Here is a 20,929-nt window from a genome sequence, read left to right on the forward strand (position 1 = left end):
GCTGCTACTCCGCCGCGATCCCCATGTTCGGCACCTGGATGAAGCCCTTGCGCTTCGCAATCCGCGCTTCGATCTCCGGGCGGAAATGCCGGATCAGGCCCTGGATCGGCCAGGCCGCAGCGTCACCCAGCGCGCAGATGGTGTGGCCTTCAACCTGCGTGGTCACTTCCAGCAGCATGTCGATCTCGTGCGGTTCGGCATCACCCGTCACCAGCCGTTCCATCACCCGCCACATCCAGCCGGTGCCTTCGCGGCACGGCGTGCACTGGCCGCAGCTTTCATGCTTGTAGAAGTAACTCAGCCGGGCAATCGCCCGCACGATGTCGGTGGACTTGTCCATCACGATCACGGCGGCGGTGCCCAGGCCGGATTTCAGATCGCGCAGGCCGTCGAAATCCATCGGCGCTTCCATGATCTGGTGCGCCGGCACCAGCGGCACCGAAGAACCACCAGGGATCACCGCCAGCAGATTGTCCCACCCGCCGCGAATGCCGCCGCAATGCGTGTCGATCAGTTCACGGAACGGCAGGCCCATGGCTTCTTCCACCACGCAGGGCCGGTTCACATGGCCGCTGATCTGGAACAGCTTGGTGCCTTCATTCTTGGGCCGGCCGATGGCGGCGAACCATTCCGGGCCACGGCGCAGGATGGTCGGCACCACGGCGATGGATTCGACATTGTTCACCGTTGTCGGGTTGCCATAAAGGCCGGCGCCGGCCGGGAATGGCGGCTTCAGGCGCGGCTGGCCTTTCTTGCCCTCCAGGCTTTCGATCATCGCGGTTTCTTCGCCGCAGATATACGCGCCGCCGCCGCGATGGACGACGACATCGAAATCATAACCGGTGCCGCAGGCGTTCTTGCCGATCAGGCCGGCGGCATAGGCCTCCTGCACGGCGGCCATCAGCACCTTGGCTTCGGCGATATACTCACCGCGGATATAGATGAAGGCCGCACGCGCGCGCATGGCAAAGCCGGCGATCAGCGCGCCTTCGATCAGCTTATGCGGATCATGGCGGATGATCTCGCGATCCTTGCAGCTGCCGGGTTCGGATTCATCGGCGTTGATGACCAGATAGCTCGGCCGGTCCGGGTTCGGCGTCTTGGGCATGAAGCTCCACTTCATGCCGGTCGGGAACCCCGCGCCGCCGCGCCCGCGCAGCCCGCTGGCCTTCACAGCGTCGATCAACCCATCGGGGCCAACGCTCATCAGATCCTTGGTGTCGGCCCAATCGCCGCGTGTGCGCGCAGCTTCAAGGTTCCACGGCTGGAAGCCATAGAGGTTGGTGAAGATGCGATCCTTGTCGGCCAGCATCACACCATCTCCTGCAAAGTCGTTGGACCAGCTTCCGGGCACGAGGCGGTGCGGCCAATCTGGCTGCCCACCTTCGGTTCCTCCCCGCGCGCCAGCATGTCCAGGATGGCGGTCATGCTGTCGTAGGTCAGGTCTTCATAATTGTGATCGTTGATCTGCACCATCGGCGCATTGGCGCAGGCGCCCAGGCATTCGACTTCGGTGAGCGTGAACAGGCCATCCGCCGTGGTGGCGCCCTTGGCCATCCCCTTGTCCTTGCAGGCCTTCATGATGTCGTCCGAACCGCGCAACATGCAGGGCGTGGTGCCGCACACCTGCACGTGGAAGCGGCCGACGGGCTTCAGATTATACATGGTGTAGAAGCTGACGACTTCGTAGGCGCGGATATAGGGCATGCCGATCTGGTTTGCGACAAACTCGATCACCGGCACCGGCAGCCAGGCCACACCCGTCTCGTCGCGCACCTGATATTGCGCCAACCACAACAGCGGCATGATGGCGCTGGCCTGACGGCCGGGCGGATAAAGGCCAATCAGGCGCTGCGCTTCGGCGGCGTTCTCGGCGGTCCAGTTGAAATCGGAAAAATCGCTCACCGGATGAACTCCACGCGGCTGCACTTGTCGCCGTCGAAACTATAGACGCTCATCACCTCGAACGGCTCGCCCGCATTCGTGCGCCACACCTTCTCGTGCAGCACAGCGAACGGGCCCAGTTCATAGCCGGTGATGATCTCTGCGCGGTTTTCCGGGAACTGGGCGAACATCGCCTTCATGCCAGACCGCACGCCCTCTTTCCCATCCCGCAACACCGCCCCGCGATAGCCGGCTTCCACCGCATCATCGCTCATCAGCGCCACATAGGCATCGGCATCCTGCGCGTTGTAATGCGCGATCATGGCCTCGGCGATGGCAAGCTTATTCATGAGTGGCGCCGCCTGGCCGACCAGCGCACGAACGCCGCCGTCCACAAGGTCGCGCCAAGCGCCACGATCGGCATGCCGGCGCCTTCGCCCCACAGCTGCGCCGCCGCAAAGCCGGTGGCTGCGATCACCGCAGCGCCCAGGGCCGCCACGGCCAGAAGCTTGCCCTTCTCGTTCACCGGTCAACCTCGCCAAACACGATATCCAGGCTGCCCAGCACCGCCGGCGCGTCGGCCAGCATGTGGCCCTTGCACAGGAAATCAATCGCCTGAAGGTGGGCCATGCCGGTGGCGCGGATGTGGCAGCGCCACGGCTTGTTGGTGCCATCGGCGACCATGTAGATGCCGAATTCACCCTTGGGGCTTTCGGTCGCCACATAGGCATCGCCGGCCGGCACGTGCAGGCCTTCGGTGTAGAGCTTGAAATGGTGGATGAGCGCTTCCATCGAGCGCTTCATCTCTCCCCGTGACGGCGGCGCCACCTTGCGGTTGTCGGTGATGTGGCTGCCCGCCGGCATCTCCTTCGCGCACTGCTTGATGATCTTCAGGCTCTCGCGCATTTCCTGCATGCGCACCATGAAGCGGGCATAGCAGTCGCCATCGTTCGACACCGGCACGTCGAAATCCATCAGGTGATAGGCGTCGTACGGCTGGCTCTTGCGGATATCCCAGGCCACGCCGCTGGCGCGGATGCACGGGCCCGTGAAGCCCCAGGCAATCGCGTCTTCCTTGGAAATCACGCCAATATCGACAAGGCGCTGCTTGAAGATGCGATTGTCGGCCACCAGACCCTGCATCTCGTCGAGCACCTTGGGGAAATGGTCACACCAGGCCAGCACATCGTCCAGCAGGCCCGCCGGCAGATCCTGGTGCACGCCGCCGGGGCGGAACCAGGCGGCGTGAAAGCGCGCACCGGAAACGCGCTCGTAAAATTCCATCAGCTTTTCGCGCTCTTCGAACAGCCACAGGATCGGCGTCATCGCGCCCACGTCCATGGCGTGTGCGGTCGTGTTGAGGATGTGATTGAGAATGCGCGTGATTTCTGCAAACATCGTGCGGATATATTTCGCCCGCAGCGGCACCTCGATGCCGGCCAATTTCTCGATGGCCAGGACATAGCTGTGCTCCATGCACATCGGCGACACGTAATCGAGGCGGTCCATATAGGGCAGCGCCTGCAAATAGGTCTTGTACTCGATCAGCTTTTCAGTGCCGCGATGCAGCAGGCCGATGTGCGGATCGCAGCGTTCGATGATCTCGCCGTCCAGCTCCATCACCAGCCGCAACACGCCATGGGCCGCGGGGTGCTGCGGCCCGAAATTGATCATGTAGTTCTGGATTTCGTTGCCATCCTTGGCGGGCAGCACATCGGTGGTGTCGTCAGCCGTCCACGCGGCACCGGCAGAACCCAGGCTGCTCATTTGCCAGTCGCCTTTTCATCGCCCGGCAGCACATAATCCGTGCCTTCCCAGGGGCTGAGGAAATCAAAGCTGCGGAAATCCTGCGCCAGTTTCACCGGCTCATACACCACCCGCTTATGCTCTTCCGACCAGCGCAATTCGACATGGCCGGTCAGCGGGAAATCCTTGCGGAACGGATGGCCTTCAAAGCCATAGTCCGTCAGGATGCGGCGCATGTCCGGATTGCCGGTGAACATCACGCCGTAACAATCCCAGGTCTCGCGCTCATACCAGCCGGCGTTGGGATAAAGCGCGGTCAACGACGGCACCGGCGCGCGGCCATCGGTGGAAAGCTTCACGCGCAGCCGCAGATTGTGCGTCATCGACAACAAGTGGATCACGATCTCGAAGCGTTCAGCCCGGTCCGGATAATCGGCGCCACATATGTCGGTGAGCTGGTTGAACTTGAGGTCAGCCGCATCGCGCAGCGCCGTGATCGCCGGCACCAGCGCCTCGCGCTGCACCACCGCCGTGGTCTCGCCGGCATGTTCAATCACGTCGATCAGGGCACCGCCCAGCAACTCGCCCAGCCGCGCGCTGAGCGCATCATGGGTGGCCATCACCGGCCAGCTGTGCCGGCCCAATTCAGGAGCAACAATTGCCATGTCGCTTACCGTTCAAACACGCCGACGCGGCGGATCTTCCGCTGCAGGGCCAGGATGCCATAAAGCAAAGCCTCGGCCGTGGGCGGGCAACCGGGCACATAGATATCCACCGGCACGATGCGATCGCAGCCGCGCACCACCGAATAGCTGTAGTGGTAATAGCCGCCGCCATTGGCGCAGCTGCCCATCGAGATGACATAGCGAGGCTCGGCCATCTGGTCGTACACACGGCGCAGCGCCGGGGCCATCTTGTTGCACAGCGTGCCGGCCACGATCATCACGTCCGACTGGCGGGGCGATGCGCGCGGTGCGATCCCGAACCGTTCCAGATCATAACGCGGCATGCTGGAATGCATCATCTCGACCGCGCAGCAGGCCAGGCCAAAGGTCATCCACCACAGGCTGCCGGTGCGCGCCCAGTGGAACAAATCTTCGGTCGATGTGACAAGGAAGCCCTTGTCCGCCACTTCCTGGGATACGTCGCCCAGGAATTGATCGCGGTTATTGGCCGGCAGCAGAATGCCGCCATTGGTGACCATCAGGTCATCGCCGGGCTGGTTCACTCCCACTCCAACGCTCCCACTTTCCAGGCGTAAACCAGGCCAATGCCGAGTTCGCCGAGGAATTCCATCATTGCCCACCAGGCACTTTCGCCGCCCCAATGCAGGCTCACCGCCCACGGAAACAGGAAGGCCGCTTCCAGATCGAACACGATGAACAGGATGGCGACGAGGTAGAATTGCACATCGAACTTGGTGCGCGCGTCGGAGAAGGCGGGGAACCCGCTTTCATATTCCGACAATTTCACCGCTTCAGGCTTGGACGTACCGATCAGGCCGGACACGGCAATGGGCGCACTGACGAAGATCAGCGCGAAGGCGATACCCACTGCGAAGAACAGCAGCACCGGCAGATATTCAGAGGCAATGGCCGACATGGCCTGGGGTTTCCAACAGCTGTTGCAATGCAGCGTGATTAGCCGTCCTGCCCCGGCAGGGCAACCTCTTCGAGCCGATAATTGCGACATTTTGTCAGGTGCGTGGCACTGGCAACCCTTGGCGCCCAGCCCTACCGCAGTGCGCCCGCGATCAGCTTGTGGAGGCGCGACTGGATGGATTGGTTGCCCACGATGATCTCGCGCCGGCCGACCATGCCATCACTGCCCCGAAAATCGCTGACAAAGCCGCCGGCTTCCTTGATGATCAACATGCCGGCCGCGATATCCCAATAGGAAAGCCCGGTTTCCCAGAAGCCATCAAACCGCCCGGCCGCCACCCAGGCCATATCAAGGCTGGCTGCACCGAAACGGCGCACGCCGGCCACTTCCGGCATCACGGCATTCAGGATCGAATTGAACTGGGCACGATCGCCATGGCCCAGATAGGGGATGCCGGTGGCGATCAGGCAATCATTCAGATCACGCCGGCCCGACACGCGCAGGCGCTGAGTCTGCAGCCAGGCGCCGCGGCCCTTCTCCGCCCAATAGCTTTCGCCGGTGAGCGGCTGGTGGATCAGGCCAGCGGTCACTTCACCATCGATTTCGGCGGCGATGGAAATGGCGAAATGCGGGATGCCGTGCAGGAAGTTGGACGTGCCATCCAGCGGATCGACGATCCAGCGGCAGCGTTCATCCTCACCCTTGATTTCGCCGCCCTCTTCCAGCAGCAGACCCCAATCGGGGCGCGCATGGCGCAACACTTCCACCACCGCATCTTCGGCGGCCCGATCGGCATTGGAAACGAAATCAGCCGGTCCCTTGCGGGACACCTGCAGCGCATCCACTTCCCCGAAATCGCGGCGCAGCTTGGGCGCGGCCTTGCGCGCGGCCTTTTCCATGACGGTGATGAGCGAGCTATGGGCGACCATGGCGAAATCCTTGCAGCCGGCGTGAATGCGCGGGCGGCGATTGGGGAATGGGAATGCGAAAGAGCGATAGAGAACGGGGCGCGCCTTAGCGGATGCGGGGCGCGATTACCAGCCCAGCACGTCCCCGAAAGCGGCAACCCCCGCACCCGGCCCGCCTTCATGATCCCACACCGCCCGCACCACGGCGATGAAATCGGCCCCGGCCTCGACCAGCGGCGCGGCGTTGTGCGGGAAGATGCCGCCGATGGCGACGCAGGGCAATTGGCTCAGCGTGATCCACCAGCTCAATATTTCCGGTTGCGGGCGATAATGGCTGGGCTTGGTAGTGGTGTCGTAAAACGCCCCGAACGCCACATAATCCGCGCCCTGCTCGCCAGCTTCCATCGCCAGGTGCCGGCTGTCGTGGCAGGTGCGGCCGATCTGGGCCTCACGACCAAGCAGCGCGCGGGCATCCGCAATCGAACCATCGCCCTGCCCCAGATGGACGCCATCGGCACCCGCCTGTTTGGCCAGATCGGCGCGGTCATTCAGGATGAAGGCCACGTCAGCCGCATTGCACACCGGCAACAGCGCCTCGCAGGCGCGCAGCACGTCGGCATCGCTCACATCCTTCAGCCGAAGCTGGAACGCCGCCACCGGGCCGCCATCGAGCGCGGCCTTCAGGCTTTCGGTGAAGGCGGGGATCTCGATGCGCGGCGGCGAGACGACATAAAGCTGGCAGGCCGGCCGCTCATCCTGTTCGAAGCGGTCGGCAAAGTCTGCCGGCAGGGGAACCAGTTCGTCGTCCGTGCTGCTCAAGGTCAGGCCCCCGCTCAAACCTTGCCGAGATAGATGTCGACGATCTTGTCCAGCATCGCCAGCGCTTCAGCGCGCGGGCGCTGGAAAGTGTTGCGGCCGATAATGCTGCCGTTGCCGCCGCCATCACGGATGGCAACCGCGTCGCTGAACACCGCATCGGTGCCCTTGGTCGCGCCGCCGGAGAAGACCACCAGGCGGCGGCCGTTCAGGCACGACTTCACCACATGGGCAACGCGCTTGTCCTGGCCGGACCAGTCGGTGCCTTCATAGGCCTTCACCGCGTCCTTCTGCTCGATATGGGCGCTCGGCAGCTTCACCTTGATGATGTGCGCGCCCAGCAGCGCCGCCATGTGGGCCGCGTAGGCGCCAACATCGAGCGCCAGTTCGCCGTCCTTGCTGAGCAGGCCGCCGCGCGGATAGCTCCACAGCACGGTGGCGAGGCCGACCGACTTGGCTTCGGCGGCCAGTTCGCGGAATTCCTCCATCATGTCGAACACGTCGTCCGCGCCCGGATAGATGGTGAAGCCGATGGCCGCACAGCCCAGGCGCAAGGCATCGTCCACGCCGCCGGTGACGGCCTGGTTGATGCCGGTGGCCCAGCTGTTGCTGCTGTTCAGCTTCAGGATGGTCGGGATCTGGCCGGCGAACGTGTCGGCGCCGGCTTCCAGCATGCCCAGCGGCGCGGCATAGGCCGACAGGCCAGCATCGATGGCAAGCTGGTAGTGGTAGTGCGGATCATAGGCTTCGGGGTTGGGCGCAAAGCTGCGCGCCGGGCCGTGCTCGAAACCCTGATCGACCGGCAGGATCACCATCTTGCCGGTGCCGCCCAGGCGGCCCTGCATCAACAGCCGCGCGATGTTGCCCTTGGTGCCGGGATTGTCGCTCTCGTAATTGGCAAGGATCGCCTTGATGGTGGGGGTCATCGACATCGCGTGTCTCCTTTAAGCCTGTTGAAGCGCAACCACGCCGGGCAGTGGCTTGCCTTCCATCCATTCCAGGAAGGCGCCGCCGGCGGTGGAAATGAAACTGAAATCCTGGGTAACGCCGGCATGCGCCAGCGCCGCCACGGTATCACCGCCGCCCGCAACGGTGAGCAGCGTGCCACCTTGCGTGAGCGCAGCGGCCGTGCGGGCCAGTGCCACGGTGGCGGCATCGAAGGGCGGAATTTCAAAAGCGCCAAGCGGCCCGTTCCACAAGGCCGTCGCGCAGGTTTTCAGCGCATCCGCCAGCGCCTCGACCGCGGCCGGGCCGATATCCAGCACCATTTCATCGGCCTGGATAGCGTGGATATTGGCAACGCGATTGGCGGCGTGGGCCTTGAACTCCTTGGCCACCACCACGTCGTACGGCAGGTGGATGGTGCAGCCGGCTTTTTCGGCCCGCGCCATGATGTCGAGCGCGGTGTCCTTCAGGTCATGCTCGCACAGCGACTTGCCAACATCGATGCCGCGCGCTGCCAGGAAGGTGTTGGCCATGCCGCCGCCGATCATCAGGTGATCGACCTTTTCCACCAGATGGGTGAGCACGTCGATCTTGCTCGAAACCTTGGCGCCGCCCACGATCGCCGCCACCGGCCGCTTCGGGCTGCCGAGCGCAGCTTCCAGCGCCTTCAATTCGGCTTCCATCGTCCGCCCGGCGAAGGCCGGCAGCAAATGCGCCAGGCCTTCGGTGCTGGCATGGGCGCGGTGGGCGGCCGAAAAGGCATCGTTCACGTAAAAATCGCCAGCCGCAGCCAGTTCGGCGACGAAGGCCGGATCATTGGCTTCCTCACCGACATGGAAGCGCGTGTTCTCCAGAACCGCGACGCCACCGGCCGGCAGCGCCCGTACAGCGTCCGTCACCGGCCGGCTAACGCAATCCGCCACAAAGGACACCGGCCGGCCCAGAACGGACGCCAATGCCAGCGCAATCGGCTTCAGGCTGTTCTTTTCATCCCGCCCGTTGGGCCGGCCGAAGTGCGACAGCACCAGCACCTTGGCGCCGCCGTCAGCCAGCGCCGCAATGGTCGCCACGGCGGCGCGCAGGCGGGTGTCATCACTCACATGGCCATCGGCCATCGGCACGTTCAAGTCGGCGCGGACCAACACGGTCTTGCCGGCCAGCGCCGACATATCATCGATGGTGCGGAACGAAGCCATTGTTCTTATAGGAACTTGCCCATGGCGACGGCGGTATCGGCCATGCGGTTGGAGAAGCCCCATTCATTGTCGTACCACGACAGCACGCGCACCATGTTGCCGCCGATCACCGCGGTTTCCAGGCTGTCCACGGTGGACGAAGCCGGGCTGTGGTTGAAGTCGATGGACACCAGCGGCTCCACCGTGAAATCGAGCACACCCTTCAGTTCACCCGCAGCAGCCTCCGCAAGCACCTGATTCACTTCACTTTTCGTCGTCGGACGGGCCGATTCGAAGGTGAGATCGACCACCGACACATTCGGCGTCGGCACCCGGATCGCCGAACCATCCAGCTTGCCCTTCAACTGCGGCAGCACCTCGCCCACGGCGCGGGCAGCGCCGGTGGTGGTGGGGATCATCGACAGGGCAGCAGCACGCGCACGGCGCGGATCATCATGAATTTGATCAAGAATTTTCTGATCGTTGGTATAGGCGTGCACCGTCGTCATCAGTCCCTTCACGATGCCGAACTCGCGGTCCAGCACCATGGCGACCGGCGCCAGGCAGTTGGTGGTGCACGACGCATTGGAAACGATGTTGTGGCTGGCTTCAAGCTTGTCATGGTTCACGCCGTAAACCACTGTCAAATCAACATTCTTGCCCGGCGCGGAGATCAACACCTTCTTGGCACCGGCCGTAATGTGGGCACCGGCCTTGGCGGCATCGGTGAAGAAACCGGTGCATTCCAAGGCAATATCCACGCCCATGGCGGCATGGGGCAGCTTGGCCGGGTCACGCTCGGCGGTGACCGCGATGCGCTTGCCGTTCACAACGATGGCATCACCATCCACGCTCACCGTGCCGGGAAAGGCGCCATGCACGCTGTCGCGCGCCAGCAGGCGGGCGTTGGCCTCAGGGCTCGCCAGATCGTTGATCGCCACCACTTCGATATCGGTGCGGCCGGATTCGATGATGGCGCGCAGCACGTTGCGGCCGATACGCCCGAAACCGTTGATTGCAACTTTCACAGCCATGTCATTGATCCTTCTTGAATTTCAGCCCAACCGGGCCTTGACGCGCGCAGTAATCGCCGGCGCGGTCAAACCATATTCGGCATAAAGCCGTTCCGCCGGCGCCGAAGCCCCGAAATGATCGAGGCCGATATTCAGACCGTCGCTTCCCGTCCAGCGTTCCCAGCCCATGGTCACGCCGGCTTCCACTGAGACCTTCAGCGCATCGCCCGGCAGCACATCGGTGCGGTAGCCTGCGTCCTGCGCCGCAAACACTTCCCAGCACGGCATCGATACCACGTCGCAGCCAATGCCATCGGCTTCAAGCAGCGCCGCAGCTTCGGCAGCAATATGCACTTCTGAACCGGTCGCGACCAGTACAACCTGGCGCGGCGCGGTGGCAGCCTTAAGGCGATAAGCACCTCGCGCCGAACGATTTTCGGTGACGTCATCCCGCAGTGGCGGCAAATTCTGCCGCGACAGCGCCAGGATGGAGGGGCGCTTCTCGTCCTTCAGGGCAAAGGACCAGGCTTCCGCTGTCTCGATGGCATCAGCCGGCCGCCACACCGCCAGATTGGGCATGGCGCGCAAGGATGCCAGATGCTCGATCGGCTGATGGGTCGGGCCATCCTCGCCCAGCCCGATGCTGTCGTGCGTGCCGACGTGGATCACGCGGATCTGCTGGATCGCGGCCAGGCGAATGGCGTTGCGCATATAATCGCTGAACACCAGGAAGGTGCCGCCATAGGGGATGATACCGCCGTGCAGCGCCATGCCGTTCATCGCGGCGGCCATGCCAAATTCGCGAATGCCGTAATGGACATAGCGGCCAGCGTAATCAGCCGCCGTGAATAGCGGCTGCCCCTTGGCCTTGGTGTTGTTCGAACCGGTCAGATCCGCCGAACCGCCGAGCAGTTCGGGCAGCGCCGGCACCAGTGCATCCAGTGCCATCTCGCTGGACTTGCGCGTGGCAACCTTGGGAGGCGTGGCGACCAGGCTCGCCAGATAGGCCGGCATCGGATCGGCGACGGGAAGCTCACCGGCCATGCGGCGGTTGAATTCGCCGGCGTTAGGATCAGCGGCGAGGCGCGCTTCCCAATCGGCACGGGCGGCAGCACCACGGGCCCCCAGCCCTTCCCACCAGGCCTTGATGTCAGCCGGGATCTCGAACGGGCCATATTCCCAGCCCAGCGCGGCGCGGGCGCCTTCGATCTCCTTGGCGCCCAGTGGCGAGCCATGGCTGCCGCTGGTGCCGGCCTTGGTCGGAGCCCCCTTGCCGATCGTCGTGCGGGCCGCAATCAGGCTGGGCCGCGGATCGGCCTTGGCCGCCGCCAGCGCCGCATCAATGCTGGCGAAATCATGGCCATCGCAAGCCACGACATGCCAGCCGGCGGCGGCGAAGCGCCCGGCCATGTCTTCACTGGACGACAGGCTCACCGGGCCATCGATGGAAATCTTGTTGTCGTCCCAGATCACGTTGAGGCGGCCCAACTTCAAATGGCCGGCCAGCGAAATCGCTTCCTGGCTGATGCCTTCCATCAGGCAGCCATCGCCGGCAACCACCCAGGTGTGGTGATCCACCAGCGCATCGCCGAACACGCCATTCAGGTGCCGCTCCGCCATCGCCATGCCCACCGACATCGCCAGGCCCTGCCCCAACGGCCCGGTGGTGCATTCCACGCCCGGCAGCTCGGTATTTTCCGGATGACCGGCGCATGGGGAATGCCACTGGCGGAAGCGCTTGATGTCATCCAGCGACGGCTTCTCATAGCCGGTCAGGTGCAACAGCGCATAGATCAGCATCGAACCATGGCCGGCCGACAGCACAAAACGATCCCGATCCGGCCAGCGCGGCGCCTTGGGATCGAACTTCAGATGGTTGGCGAACAGCACGGTCGCGACATCGGCCATGCCCATCGGCATTCCAGGGTGGCCGCTGTTGGCAGCTTCCACCGCATCCATGGCCAGCGCCCGGATGGCATTGGCGCAGCGTGCGAGATCGGTCATGAGGCCGTTCCTGTAAACCATCCGCACTGGCGCTGTGGCCGGTACGGGCGGGAGCGATTCCCGGTGGTGACTGTTTGTTGCGGGCGGCTTTGGCCTACCCTTCGCGCACGCGTCAACCTTCCAGTTGCGGTTCACCGTGATTGCCGCACGCAGCCGGCTTGACCCGGGCTGATATCCCGTCTTATAAACACGCCGCAAGTCCTTGAGCTGGCTGGGGAGCAGGTCGATTTCGGAATTGATGAGCCTGTTGGTGCGACTCGAAACGGCGTTGGCCGCGATCGAGGCTCGCCGAAGCGCTGAAGCGGCCACCGCTGCTGATGACCGTGCACGCCTGCAGCGGATCGAAGCCGCCGCCGCCGAAGCTGTGCGCGCCCTCGACACTCTCATCGGGCAGGAGTGACGAAAATGGGCCAAGCATTGCTCACCATCACCGGCCGCACCTATCGCATCAGCTGCCGCGACGGCGATGAGGACCGCATTTCCCGCCTGGGGGACGAAATCGCCGCCCGCGCTGAACGCATCACCGGATCGCTGGGCAGCGTGCCCGAAGGCCAATTGCTGGTGATGACCGCGTTGATGCTGGCCGATGAGCTGGCCGATGCCCGCGCCGGGATTGCGCCGCCTGTCGCTGCGGCGCCCATGGTGGACATCACCCGCCTTGCCCGCATCGTCGAACGGATGGAACAGCTCGCCCGCGCCTGAGGCGCGGTAACGCGCCGAGCAATACACCCATGGCGAGGCTTTGCTTGAGCTTCCGGGCCTTCTATCTTATATAAACAGGTGGCGGGCACTGCCCGGTACGAGCGAGCAAGCATCCCTGAGGCGATAATCATCCTATCGGGGGCTGGCACTGGGTGAACCCTGGTTCACCACAACTGGTTCCCACCTGACGTTCTGGCGTCAGAGGATCTTCAAGGCCAACGGCCCATGGTGGTCCCGCCACACTATCCCGAGAGCGTCACTGCGTGAACAAGACCGACCTGCGCCGCCAGTATCGCGCTGCCCGCAAGGCCTTTGTCGCGGCTCTGCCCAAAGGGGAACGCGAGGCATTGGAGCGCAACCTGGCCGAAGTTGTCGCGCCTGCACTCACCCTTGTGCACATGGCCGGCAGCTATGCCGCGGTGGGTGACGAGATCGATCCCACGTGGATCGAAAAACGCATCGGCCCGCACGCTTTTCCACGCATCGCCGGGCCAGATATCGTCTTTCACCAAGCCGAATGGAGCGAACTGAAGCCCGGCTTCCAGAACATCCCCGAGCCGCCAGCCACGGCGCCGATGGTGCATCCCGATGTGCTGCTGGTGCCGCTGCTGGCCGTCACCCTCTCCGGCGTGCGGCTGGGCCAGGGCCGTGGCTATTATGATCGCGCGCTTGCCGCCTTGCGCCGCCGGCAACCCGTGCTGGCCATCGGGCTGGCCTGGGAATGCCAGATTGCGCCGACGCTCGTGGCCGAGCCATGGGACATGCCGCTGGACATGATTGCGACGCCGCAGCGTCTGGTCGATTGCCGCAAATCGCGTTAGGGGCCGCTCATGGACCTCGCTCCCCATCGCATCCCGCCCGAACCAAGCTGGCGCAAGCCTGTCGGCATGTTGGGATTGATCGCCTATATCGCGATCTACGCCCTCATCGTCTCGGTGCTGGCCGATCAACTCATTGGCCTGCCGCGCTGGATGGAAACCCTGGCCTATGGGGTGGCAGGCATCGCTTGGGTGGCGCCGCTGAAGCCCTTGTTCCTGTGGATGAACACCGGCCGCTGGAGGCAGAAATGACCGTGTTGCCGCCAGAAGCCTGCCAGACAATGGTGGAGGTGCGCGCGGGGGTTGATGCGCTTGATCAGGAACTGGTGGCACTGCTCGCGCGCCGTTTCGGCTACATGAACGCCGCCGCCCGTATCAAGCCCAGCCGCAGCGACGTACGGGACGAAGCCCGCAAGGCCCAGGTGATCGCCAACGCCAGCGCCGCAGCCGCCGCTGCCGGCCTGCCGTCGGGGCTGGCCGAAAATCTGTGGGAGGCGCTGGTGGAAGCCTCCATCGCCCACGAACTCGACCGCTGGGATAAGCTGCGCACCCAAGTCGCCTGATGCTGGCGAACGAACCCATCATCCGCCTCGCCGCCTTTGCCGGCGTGCTGGCGGTCATGCTGCTATGGGAACAACTGGCGCCGAGACGGGCGCCAACAGCCGGCAACACGACACGCCGCCTCAACAATCTGGCGCTGGTCGGGCTCGATACACTGCTGGTTCGACTGCTGTTCCCGATACTGGCTGTCGGCTTCGCCAGCGAGATGGAACAGCGCGGCATAGGTCTGTTCAACATCATCGCCCTGCCCCACTGGCTGGCAGTGCTGCTGGCGATCATCCTGCTCGACCTGGCCATCTATTGGCAGCATCGCCTGTTTCATACCGTGCCGTGGCTGTGGCGGCTACACCGGGTGCACCATGCCGATCCGGCCTTCGACACGACGACCGCGCTGCGCTTCCACCCGCTGGAAATCATGGTCTCGATGCTGATCAAGCTGGCCGTGGTGGCCGCATTGGGCGCGCCGCCGCTGGCGGTGCTGCTGTTCGAAGTGATCCTGAATGCCACCGCCATGTTCAATCATGGCAATGTCAGCCTGCCGCCCGCGTTGGAGCAACGGCTGCGTTGGCTGCTGGTGACGCCCGATCTGCATCGGGTGCATCACAGCATCCACGGCGATGAGATGAACCGCAATTTCGGCTTCAACCTGTCGTTGTGGGACCGCTTGTTCGCCTCACAGGCGGCCCAGCCCCGCGACGGGCACAGCAACATGGCCATGGGCTTGCCCAATTTCCGCGCACCACGTGCGCAATGGCTCGATCGGCTGCTGCTGCAACCGTTCAAATCATCGGGCAATTGATCGGATTTCCACGGCACCAGCGGCTTAGATGGCCACGTCCTGATGGGGACAGTGGCGCGAGTGACGGGGCTCGAACCCGCGACCTTCGGCGTGACAGGCCGACGCTCTAACCAACTGAGCTACACCCGCAAGCGCTGTGGAGCCGCGCTGATATGGACGGTGCGCCGCCCTGTCAAGCAGAGTTATGCTTGGATGTTGTGGACAAGCGGAAATCGGCTAGGGAGAGTGCATGGACATCGAAGCCCCCACTCCTGATCCACAACGCGCGGTTACCCGTCTGCTCGGCCTGCTCAATCTGGAGGAGGTCGAAACCGATCTGTTCCGCAGCCAATCCACCGATGAGGGATGGATCAGAGTTTATGGCGGACAGGTGGTTGCGCAGGCGCTGATGGCCGCCAGCCGCACTGTGGAACAAGGCCGTCTGTGCCACAGCCTGCACAGCTATTTCATCCGGCCCGGCGATCCGAAACTGCCCATCGTCTACAAGGTGGAGCGCGATCGCGATGGTGCCAGCTTCACCACAAGGCGGATCGTCGCCATCCAGAAAGGCCGGCCGATCTTCAACATGGCCGCCAGTTTCCAGGTGCCGGAAGACGGCCTGGAACACGCCATCACCCCGCCATCCGACGTGCTGCACCCCGACGGACTGGAAAGCGATTCGGAATGGGCCCGCCGCAACGCACCACACGCGCCCGAACCCTGGCGCACCATCTGGCTGACCCGCGACCGCCCGCTGGACGTACGGGCGGTGGAAAGCGACGATGATTTCTTCAATCCGCAGAAACGCCCGCCGCAACAGCGGCACTGGGTGCGGCTGGCCGCGCCGTTGACGCCCGAACAGGCCGCCGATCCGGTGCTGCAACGTTGCCTGTTCGCATATGCAAGCGACATGACCCTGCTCGATACCTGCCTGGCCCCGCACGGCATCAGCTGGGCCAATCCGGCGCTGCAATCGGCCAGCCTCGATCACGCCATCTGGTTCAATCAGACGCCCGACATGAACGATTGGCACCTGTTCGATCAGGATTCACCCATGGCTGGGGGCGGTCGCGGCATCAACCGGGCCATCGTGCACGATATTAATGGCCGTCCTGTCGCCACCCTCATGCAGGAAGGGCTGATCCGCCATCGGCCATGACCCAGCGGCGCCCCCCCTCACCCACCGGCTGAAGAAGCCGGCCTATCATTCGGCATTGGGGCCGGGTCTGGTGACAGGCGCCGCCGATGATGATCCTTCCGGCATCGCCACTTATTCCCAGGCCGGCACCGCCCCACGGCTACACGGTCGTTAAGTTCCGCACCGATTATGCCAGGAAGGCCGGGGCCATCGAGACGCTGTCCATGGCGCGCGAGGGCGACGGCTGGCGGGTGGCCGGGATCATGATCGACTGACGCGGGTCAGAACCCCACGAAACGCGCCGCCTCGTCCACGCTCTTGCGTTCCGACACCACGGCGTTGGCGGGGAAGCTGTCATCGGGCCAACCGATGGCGATAGCCTTCATGATTACCTGATCATCGGCAATGCCGGCATGTTCGCGCACGACCGGCGATTGCATGATGCCCTGGCTGTTGATCACCGCGCCCAGGCCCCGCGACCAGGCGGCGTTGACCAGCGCGGTCGAAACCGCGCCGCAATCGAACGGCGTGTCGTCGCTGCCCGACAGTGTCTTGTCATAGGTGATGATCACGCACACCGGCGCATCGAACTGGCGGAAGCCGCGCAGCACCCAGTCCATGCGGGCCGGCGCGTCGTCGCGGGCGATGCCCATGGCGCTGAACAATTGCTTGGCAACGCCGATCTGGCGTTCGCGGTGGACGCCTTCAAACGCTGTGCCGGTGCGGAATTCGCGGCTGTGCGGAATGCCGGCCATGTTGCGTTCGGTGTTGCCGGCGCGGATGAGATTGAGCGGTTCACCGGTGACCACGGTAAAGTTCCACGGCTGCGTGTTCATCGACGATGGCGAGCGCATCGCCATGGTGAGAATTTCCTTGATCAGCTCCAGCGGCACCGGATCGGGCTTGAAACCGCGAATGGAACGGCGGCCCATCACCACTTCGTCATAGCTCATCATGAATGCACTCTCTCCGCGATTGCCGTCCCGGCGGCGTGTCCGCTGGCCCAGGCCCACTGGAAGTTATAGCCCCCCAGCCAGCCGGTAACGTCTACGGCCTCGCCGATGGCGAACAGCCCTTCAATGTGATTGGCCGCCATGCTGCGGGAAGAAAGCCCGGCGGTGTCGATGCCGCCCGCGGTCACTTCGGCCTTGGCAAAGCCTTCGGTGCCATCAGGGCGGAAGGCCCAACCCTTGAGGCGCTGCATGGCGGCGGTGAGCGCCGCATCCTTCTGGCTGGCCATGTCGCCAGAAATCCCAAGCCCTTGGGCCAGCGTGTCCGCCAGTGCGGTCGCAAGGCGTTCGGGCAAGGCACTGCCCAACACCGATTTCAACCCAGCCTTGGGCCGCAGGCGCTTGGCGCTGATCAGCCAGTCCGCCGGCGCATCGGGCAGGAAATCGACCGCGATCGCCTCGCCGTGCCGCCAGTAGCTGGACACCTGCAGCATTGCCGGGCCGGAAAGCCCCTTGTGGGTGAACAGCGCGGCTTCGCGGAAGGCAGACTTGCCCGCTTTCGCCACCACTTCGGCCGCCACGCCGGCCAGTTCACGGAACAGATTCTCTGTCTGCGGCAGGGTGAACGGCACCAGCGCCGGGCGCGGCGGAATGATCTTCAGCCCGAACTGCTTGCCCAATTGGTAGGCAAAACCCGTTGCGCCAAGCTTGGGAATCGCCGGCCCGCCGGTGGCGATCACCAGGTTCGGCGCGCTGTAAATGCCGGCACTGGTGGTGACGGTGAAGCGGCCATCAGCATGGCTCACATCGCTGATCGCGGCCCCAAAGGCGAAATCCACACGGCCAGCGGCGCATTCGTCCATCAGCATGGCAACAATCTGTTTCGCCGAACCATCGCAGAACAATTGCCCCAGCGTCTTTTCGTGGAAGGCGATATTGTAGCGGCGCACCAGATCAACGAAATCGGCTGGCGTGTAGCGCGACAGAGCGGAACGGGCGAAGTGCTTGTTCTCGCTCAGATACCGATCCGGCACTGCGCCAATATTGGTGAAATTGCAGCGACCGCCGCCGGAAATCAGGATCTTCTTGCCCGGTTCCTGGTTGTGATCGATCACCAGCACCCGCGCGCCCATCTGCCCGGCGGTTAGCGCACAGAACAGGCCGGCACCGCCGGCGCCCAGGATGATTGCGTCATGCTGCATCACCTGCGCCTAGCGTGTGGCGCTGCCCAAGGGAAGGCGCTAGCCTTGCTGCATGATCGACTGGACACACCCCGCAAAAGCTGCCCTGCCCGGCATGACCGCGCTGCGCCGCGCCATTCATGCCGAACCGGAATTGGGCCTGCACAACCCGCGCACGGCCGAAAAGATCATGGCCGCGCTCGCCGGCCTGCCGCTGGAATTCCGCACTGGCCCATCCACCACCGGCATCATCGCCACGCTAAAGGGCCCCGCCAACGGCCGCACCGTGCTGCTGCGCGGTGATACCGATGCGCTGCCGATGCCAGAGGAAACGGGCCTGGATTTCGCCAGCACCATTCCTGGCGCCATGCACGCCTGTGGGCACGATTCCCATGTCGCCATGCTGGCCGGTGCTGCGCGCCTGCTGTGCGAACGGCGCGAGAGCCTTGCCGGCAGCGTGATGTTCATGTTCCAGCCCGGCGAGGAAGGCCATCACGGCGCCCGCTACATGCTGGATGATGGCCTGATCGATCCGCTCCCTGATGCGGCGTTCGCGCTGCACATCATGCCCAATGCGCCGTGGGGCGTTGTGGGTGGCCGCACTGGCGCGCTTCTGGCCAGCAACGACAAGCTCCGCATCGTCATCACCGGCCGCGGCGGCCATGCCTCCATGCCGCACGACGCGCTCGATCCCGTCCCCATCGCCTGCGAGATCGCGCTGGCGCTGCAGACGTTCGTGACCCGCCAGATCAGCGTGTTCGATCCCGCCGTCATCACCATCGGCCAGATCAGCGCCGGCACCACCGACAATGTGATCCCCGACACCGCGCTGCTGTTCGGTACCATGCGCACGCTCTCGGCGGCCACGCGCCTGAAACTCCACGATGGCCTGCCGCGCCTCGCACAGGGCATCGCCGCGGCCCACGGCGCCAGTGCCACGGTGGAAATCATCCCCGGCTTTCCGGTCACCAACTGCGACGGCCGCGCGGTGGCGCTGGGCGAAGCGGTGACGAAACGCCTCTATGGCGACGACGCCTGGGCTACGCTGGCCAATCCCATCATGGGCGCCGAAGATTTCGCCTATGTGCTGGAAAAAGTGCCGGGCGCGATGTTCTTCCTTGGCGTTGCCGAACAGGGTGCGGATTGGCGCGCCTGCTGCGGGCTGCACTCCACCCACATGCACCTTGATGAAAGCGCCATGGCCCGCGGCGCTGCCCTGCATGCGGCGATTGCCGAGCAGTATCTGGCGCACGGGTTCGACTGATTTCTCCGTTGCAAAGCGCCGCCGCCGCGCTATATCGGCGGCCCTCCCGAACGCGGGATCAGGATTTGGTGCGGGGCAGTAGCTCAGATGGGAGAGCGCAGCAATCGCACTGCTGAGGTCAGGGGTTCGATCCCCCTCTGCTCCACCATTTCCTTCCCGCGCTGATCGATCCCGCAGCCCGGTTCAGCCCCCCGCGTAGATACCCCCATGCCGATGGCCGGGCTGTGCACCCGTAAAAGCCACAACGCGCAGTTCCGGCACAAAGCCCTATCCTGTCTCTCATCCACTATTCGCGAGGCAACACATGCTTGTTCAGACCATCATCGTTCTCATCGTCGTTGGCGTCCTGCTCTGGCTGGTCAACAACAAGATCCCGATGGACGGCACCATCAAGTCGATCATCAACATCGTCGTGATCATCGCCGTCATCGTCTGGCTGCTGCGCATCTTCGGCATCGTGAGCTTCTGATCCGCCCCAACGCCCGCGACGTGCTGCCGCTTGGCGGGTTGATGCCCGCGCGCTAAACCCGCCGGTGTGAACACCGCTGCAACCCTCGTTCTTGCCGTCCTCTCGATGGCCGCCATCATCGCCGTCCGTTACCTTGCGGTTTCGGGCGGCTTTGCGTGGCTCACACAGCGACGTGGCGTGCAGGCCGGGCCAGCCGATCCGGCCAAGCGCCAGCGCCAGATCAGCGCCGAAATCCGCTGGTCGCTGATCTCCGCCGTCATCTATGCCATCCCCGCCGGCCTCGCCATCGAAGCCTGGCGCGGCTGGGGCCTCACGCAGATCATGGTGAGCGTGGATGGCCCCTTGCAGGCCGCCTGGGTACCCGTCTCAATCCTCGTCTATCTTTTCCTGCACGACGGCTGGTTCTACTGGACGCACCGCTGGATGCACCTGCCCCGCCTGTTCAAGGCCGCCCACGCCGTTCACCACGCCAGCCGGCCGCCCACCGCCTGGGCCGCGATGAGCTTCCACCCGTGGGAAGCCATCTCCGGCGCCATCCTCATCCCGGCGCTGATGTTCATCATCCCCATCCACATCGGCGCGCTGGGCATGGTGATGCTGATCGCCACCATCATGGGCGTCACCAACCACATGGGCTGGGAAATGTTCCCCCAATCCTGGATCAACGGCTGGTTCGGCCGCCATTTCATAAGCGCCTCCCACCACGAAGCCCACCACCGCCACTACAACTGCAATTACGGCCTCTATTTCCGCTTCTGGGACAAGCTGTGCGGCACCGATCGCGGCCTTGCCAACTGGAGCCAGCAGGCCTAATCCAGACCCATTCCCCGGGGGGCCAGCGCGACTGGCTGAGAGGTGGGCTGATGGCCCCGACCCGCTGAACCTGATCCGGTTGACCCCGGCGGAGGGAGGGAGCGTGAGAGCCAAAGTGGCCTGATCCGCGCACCATCCGTTCCGAACCTCTGGAAGGATGCA

The 20,929-nt window shown here is 64.2% G+C and carries 26 protein-coding genes, 2 tRNA genes, 1 pseudogene and 1 riboswitch; of the genes and pseudogenes, 12 read left to right on the forward strand and 17 right to left on the reverse strand.

All coding sequences use genetic code 11. The annotated features are described in order from the left end of the window. Nucleotides 1-4: 4 nt before the first annotated feature. The 14 genes and pseudogenes from nuoF to tkt form a co-directional block, all read right to left on the reverse strand. Nucleotides 5-1,312 carry an NADH-quinone oxidoreductase subunit NuoF gene (nuoF, locus tag G566_RS0102580; protein ID WP_022679122.1) on the reverse strand — a complete coding sequence of 436 codons (1,308 nt, stop codon included), beginning with the start codon at nucleotides 1,310-1,312 and terminating at the stop codon, nucleotides 5-7. After that, nucleotides 1,312-1,905: an NADH-quinone oxidoreductase subunit NuoE gene (nuoE, locus tag G566_RS0102585; RefSeq protein WP_022679123.1), complete on the reverse strand. Its 594-nt coding sequence runs from the start codon at nucleotides 1,903-1,905 to the stop codon at nucleotides 1,312-1,314. Before nuoE ends, nuoF begins: the two co-directional genes overlap by 1 nt. Beyond that, nucleotides 1,902-2,234 (reverse strand): nuclear transport factor 2 family protein, encoded by a 333-nt coding sequence (locus G566_RS0102590; RefSeq protein WP_022679124.1) that lies wholly within the window; start codon nucleotides 2,232-2,234, stop codon nucleotides 1,902-1,904. The genes nuoE and G566_RS0102590 overlap by 4 nt, the downstream gene beginning before the upstream one ends. Further along, nucleotides 2,231-2,410 (reverse strand): hypothetical protein, encoded by a 180-nt coding sequence (locus G566_RS0102595; protein ID WP_022679125.1) that lies wholly within the window; start codon nucleotides 2,408-2,410, stop codon nucleotides 2,231-2,233. Before G566_RS0102595 ends, G566_RS0102590 begins: the two co-directional genes overlap by 4 nt. Continuing rightward, nucleotides 2,407-3,651, reverse strand: coding sequence for an NADH-quinone oxidoreductase subunit D (locus G566_RS0102600; protein WP_022679126.1), 1,245 nt, complete (start codon nucleotides 3,649-3,651; stop codon nucleotides 2,407-2,409). The genes G566_RS0102595 and G566_RS0102600 overlap by 4 nt, the downstream gene beginning before the upstream one ends. A gap of 8 nt (nucleotides 3,652-3,659) precedes the next feature. Further along, a pseudogene (locus G566_RS0102605) lies at nucleotides 3,660-4,295 on the reverse strand (NADH-quinone oxidoreductase subunit C); the annotation flags it as partial. 5 nt (nucleotides 4,296-4,300) lie between these two features. After that, on the reverse strand, nucleotides 4,301-4,834 hold the full coding sequence (locus G566_RS0102610) for a NuoB/complex I 20 kDa subunit family protein (RefSeq protein ID WP_051135919.1): 534 nt from the start codon (nucleotides 4,832-4,834) through the stop codon (nucleotides 4,301-4,303). Between the two features lie 20 nt (nucleotides 4,835-4,854). Continuing rightward, nucleotides 4,855-5,232 carry an NADH-quinone oxidoreductase subunit A gene (gene ndhC / locus G566_RS0102615; protein ID WP_022679129.1) on the reverse strand — a complete coding sequence of 126 codons (378 nt, stop codon included), beginning with the start codon at nucleotides 5,230-5,232 and terminating at the stop codon, nucleotides 4,855-4,857. A 131-nt stretch (nucleotides 5,233-5,363) separates the two neighbouring features. Next, entirely contained in the window at nucleotides 5,364-6,161 is a 798-nt protein-coding gene (locus G566_RS0102620; RefSeq protein WP_022679130.1) for an inositol monophosphatase family protein, read from the reverse strand. A gap of 105 nt (nucleotides 6,162-6,266) precedes the next feature. After that, a complete protein-coding gene (gene thiE / locus G566_RS0102625) occupies nucleotides 6,267-6,959 on the reverse strand; it encodes a thiamine phosphate synthase (RefSeq protein WP_029131166.1) in 693 nt (230 codons plus the stop codon). A gap of 14 nt (nucleotides 6,960-6,973) precedes the next feature. After that, complete coding sequence (locus G566_RS0102630; protein WP_029131167.1) at nucleotides 6,974-7,888, reverse strand: class I fructose-bisphosphate aldolase; 915 nt, start codon at nucleotides 7,886-7,888, stop codon at nucleotides 6,974-6,976. Between the two features lie 12 nt (nucleotides 7,889-7,900). Next, on the reverse strand, nucleotides 7,901-9,097 hold the full coding sequence (locus tag G566_RS0102635) for a phosphoglycerate kinase (protein WP_022679133.1): 1,197 nt from the start codon (nucleotides 9,095-9,097) through the stop codon (nucleotides 7,901-7,903). 5 nt (nucleotides 9,098-9,102) lie between these two features. Beyond that, nucleotides 9,103-10,110: a type I glyceraldehyde-3-phosphate dehydrogenase gene (gene gap, locus G566_RS0102640; protein WP_022679134.1), complete on the reverse strand. Its 1,008-nt coding sequence runs from the start codon at nucleotides 10,108-10,110 to the stop codon at nucleotides 9,103-9,105. A 21-nt stretch (nucleotides 10,111-10,131) separates the two neighbouring features. Next, nucleotides 10,132-12,093 carry a transketolase gene (gene tkt, locus G566_RS0102645; protein WP_022679135.1) on the reverse strand — a complete coding sequence of 654 codons (1,962 nt, stop codon included), beginning with the start codon at nucleotides 12,091-12,093 and terminating at the stop codon, nucleotides 10,132-10,134. Nucleotides 12,094-12,331: 238 nt separating this feature from the next. Between tkt and G566_RS15260 the strand changes: the two genes are divergently transcribed. The 6 genes from G566_RS15260 to G566_RS0102675 all read left to right on the forward strand — a co-directional run bounded on the left by G566_RS15260 (nucleotide 12,332) and on the right by G566_RS0102675 (nucleotide 14,973). Then, entirely contained in the window at nucleotides 12,332-12,493 is a 162-nt protein-coding gene (locus G566_RS15260) for a hypothetical protein (RefSeq protein ID WP_022679136.1), read from the forward strand. 5 nt (nucleotides 12,494-12,498) lie between these two features. Next, nucleotides 12,499-12,795, forward strand: a complete 297-nt coding sequence (locus G566_RS0102655) for a cell division protein ZapA (RefSeq protein WP_022679137.1) — start codon at nucleotides 12,499-12,501, stop codon at nucleotides 12,793-12,795. A gap of 263 nt (nucleotides 12,796-13,058) precedes the next feature. After that, a complete protein-coding gene (locus G566_RS14615) occupies nucleotides 13,059-13,616 on the forward strand; it encodes a 5-formyltetrahydrofolate cyclo-ligase (protein WP_022679138.1) in 558 nt (185 codons plus the stop codon). Nucleotides 13,617-13,625: 9 nt separating this feature from the next. Beyond that, the gene (locus tag G566_RS0102665) at nucleotides 13,626-13,865 is read left to right on the forward strand and encodes a DUF2842 domain-containing protein (RefSeq protein ID WP_022679139.1); all 240 of its coding nucleotides are present in this window, start codon (nucleotides 13,626-13,628) and stop codon (nucleotides 13,863-13,865) included. Beyond that, on the forward strand, nucleotides 13,862-14,176 hold the full coding sequence (locus G566_RS0102670; protein ID WP_022679140.1) for a chorismate mutase: 315 nt from the start codon (nucleotides 13,862-13,864) through the stop codon (nucleotides 14,174-14,176). Before G566_RS0102665 ends, G566_RS0102670 begins: the two co-directional genes overlap by 4 nt. Then, complete coding sequence (locus G566_RS0102675) at nucleotides 14,176-14,973, forward strand: sterol desaturase family protein (protein ID WP_022679141.1); 798 nt, start codon at nucleotides 14,176-14,178, stop codon at nucleotides 14,971-14,973. The genes G566_RS0102670 and G566_RS0102675 overlap by 1 nt, the downstream gene beginning before the upstream one ends. A 52-nt stretch (nucleotides 14,974-15,025) precedes the next feature. On the opposite strand, the gene G566_RS0102680 is transcribed toward G566_RS0102675, so the two are convergent. Further along, nucleotides 15,026-15,102, reverse strand: a tRNA-Asp gene (locus G566_RS0102680). A gap of 100 nt (nucleotides 15,103-15,202) precedes the next feature. Between G566_RS0102680 and G566_RS0102685 the strand changes: the two genes are divergently transcribed. Together G566_RS0102685 and G566_RS14975 are read left to right on the forward strand one after the other, a co-directional pair. Continuing rightward, on the forward strand, nucleotides 15,203-16,111 hold the full coding sequence (locus G566_RS0102685) for an acyl-CoA thioesterase (RefSeq protein WP_022679142.1): 909 nt from the start codon (nucleotides 15,203-15,205) through the stop codon (nucleotides 16,109-16,111). An 89-nt stretch (nucleotides 16,112-16,200) separates the two neighbouring features. Continuing rightward, on the forward strand, nucleotides 16,201-16,365 hold the full coding sequence (locus G566_RS14975) for a DUF4019 domain-containing protein (protein ID WP_243442401.1): 165 nt from the start codon (nucleotides 16,201-16,203) through the stop codon (nucleotides 16,363-16,365). Nucleotides 16,366-16,371: 6 nt separating this feature from the next. Here the strand turns inward: G566_RS14975 and G566_RS0102695 are convergent, their stop codons facing one another. Next, nucleotides 16,372-17,043: a nitroreductase gene (locus G566_RS0102695; RefSeq protein WP_022679144.1), complete on the reverse strand. Its 672-nt coding sequence runs from the start codon at nucleotides 17,041-17,043 to the stop codon at nucleotides 16,372-16,374. After that, a complete protein-coding gene (locus tag G566_RS0102700) occupies nucleotides 17,043-18,242 on the reverse strand; it encodes a BaiN/RdsA family NAD(P)/FAD-dependent oxidoreductase (protein WP_022679145.1) in 1,200 nt (399 codons plus the stop codon). Before G566_RS0102700 ends, G566_RS0102695 begins: the two co-directional genes overlap by 1 nt. 52 nt (nucleotides 18,243-18,294) lie before the next feature. Here G566_RS0102700 and G566_RS0102705 point away from each other — a divergent pair, with 52 nt between their 5' ends. The 4 genes from G566_RS0102705 (at nucleotide 18,295) to G566_RS0102720 (ending at nucleotide 20,767) form a co-directional block, all read left to right on the forward strand. After that, nucleotides 18,295-19,485: a M20 metallopeptidase family protein gene (locus G566_RS0102705; protein ID WP_022679146.1), complete on the forward strand. Its 1,191-nt coding sequence runs from the start codon at nucleotides 18,295-18,297 to the stop codon at nucleotides 19,483-19,485. 72 nt (nucleotides 19,486-19,557) lie between these two features. Beyond that, a tRNA-Ala gene (locus G566_RS0102710) sits at nucleotides 19,558-19,633 on the forward strand. A gap of 156 nt (nucleotides 19,634-19,789) precedes the next feature. After that, a complete protein-coding gene (locus G566_RS15570) occupies nucleotides 19,790-19,954 on the forward strand; it encodes a Thivi_2564 family membrane protein (protein ID WP_022679147.1) in 165 nt (54 codons plus the stop codon). A gap of 66 nt (nucleotides 19,955-20,020) precedes the next feature. Then, nucleotides 20,021-20,767, forward strand: a complete 747-nt coding sequence (locus G566_RS0102720; protein WP_029131170.1) for a sterol desaturase family protein — start codon at nucleotides 20,021-20,023, stop codon at nucleotides 20,765-20,767. Between the two features lie 5 nt (nucleotides 20,768-20,772). Beyond that, nucleotides 20,773-20,881: riboswitch (TPP riboswitch) on the forward strand. Nucleotides 20,882-20,929: the final 48 nt, after the last annotated feature.

The sequence above is a fragment of the Sandarakinorhabdus limnophila DSM 17366 genome, from assembly GCF_000420765.1.
GTDB lineage: Bacteria > Pseudomonadota > Alphaproteobacteria > Sphingomonadales > Sphingomonadaceae > Sandarakinorhabdus > Sandarakinorhabdus limnophila.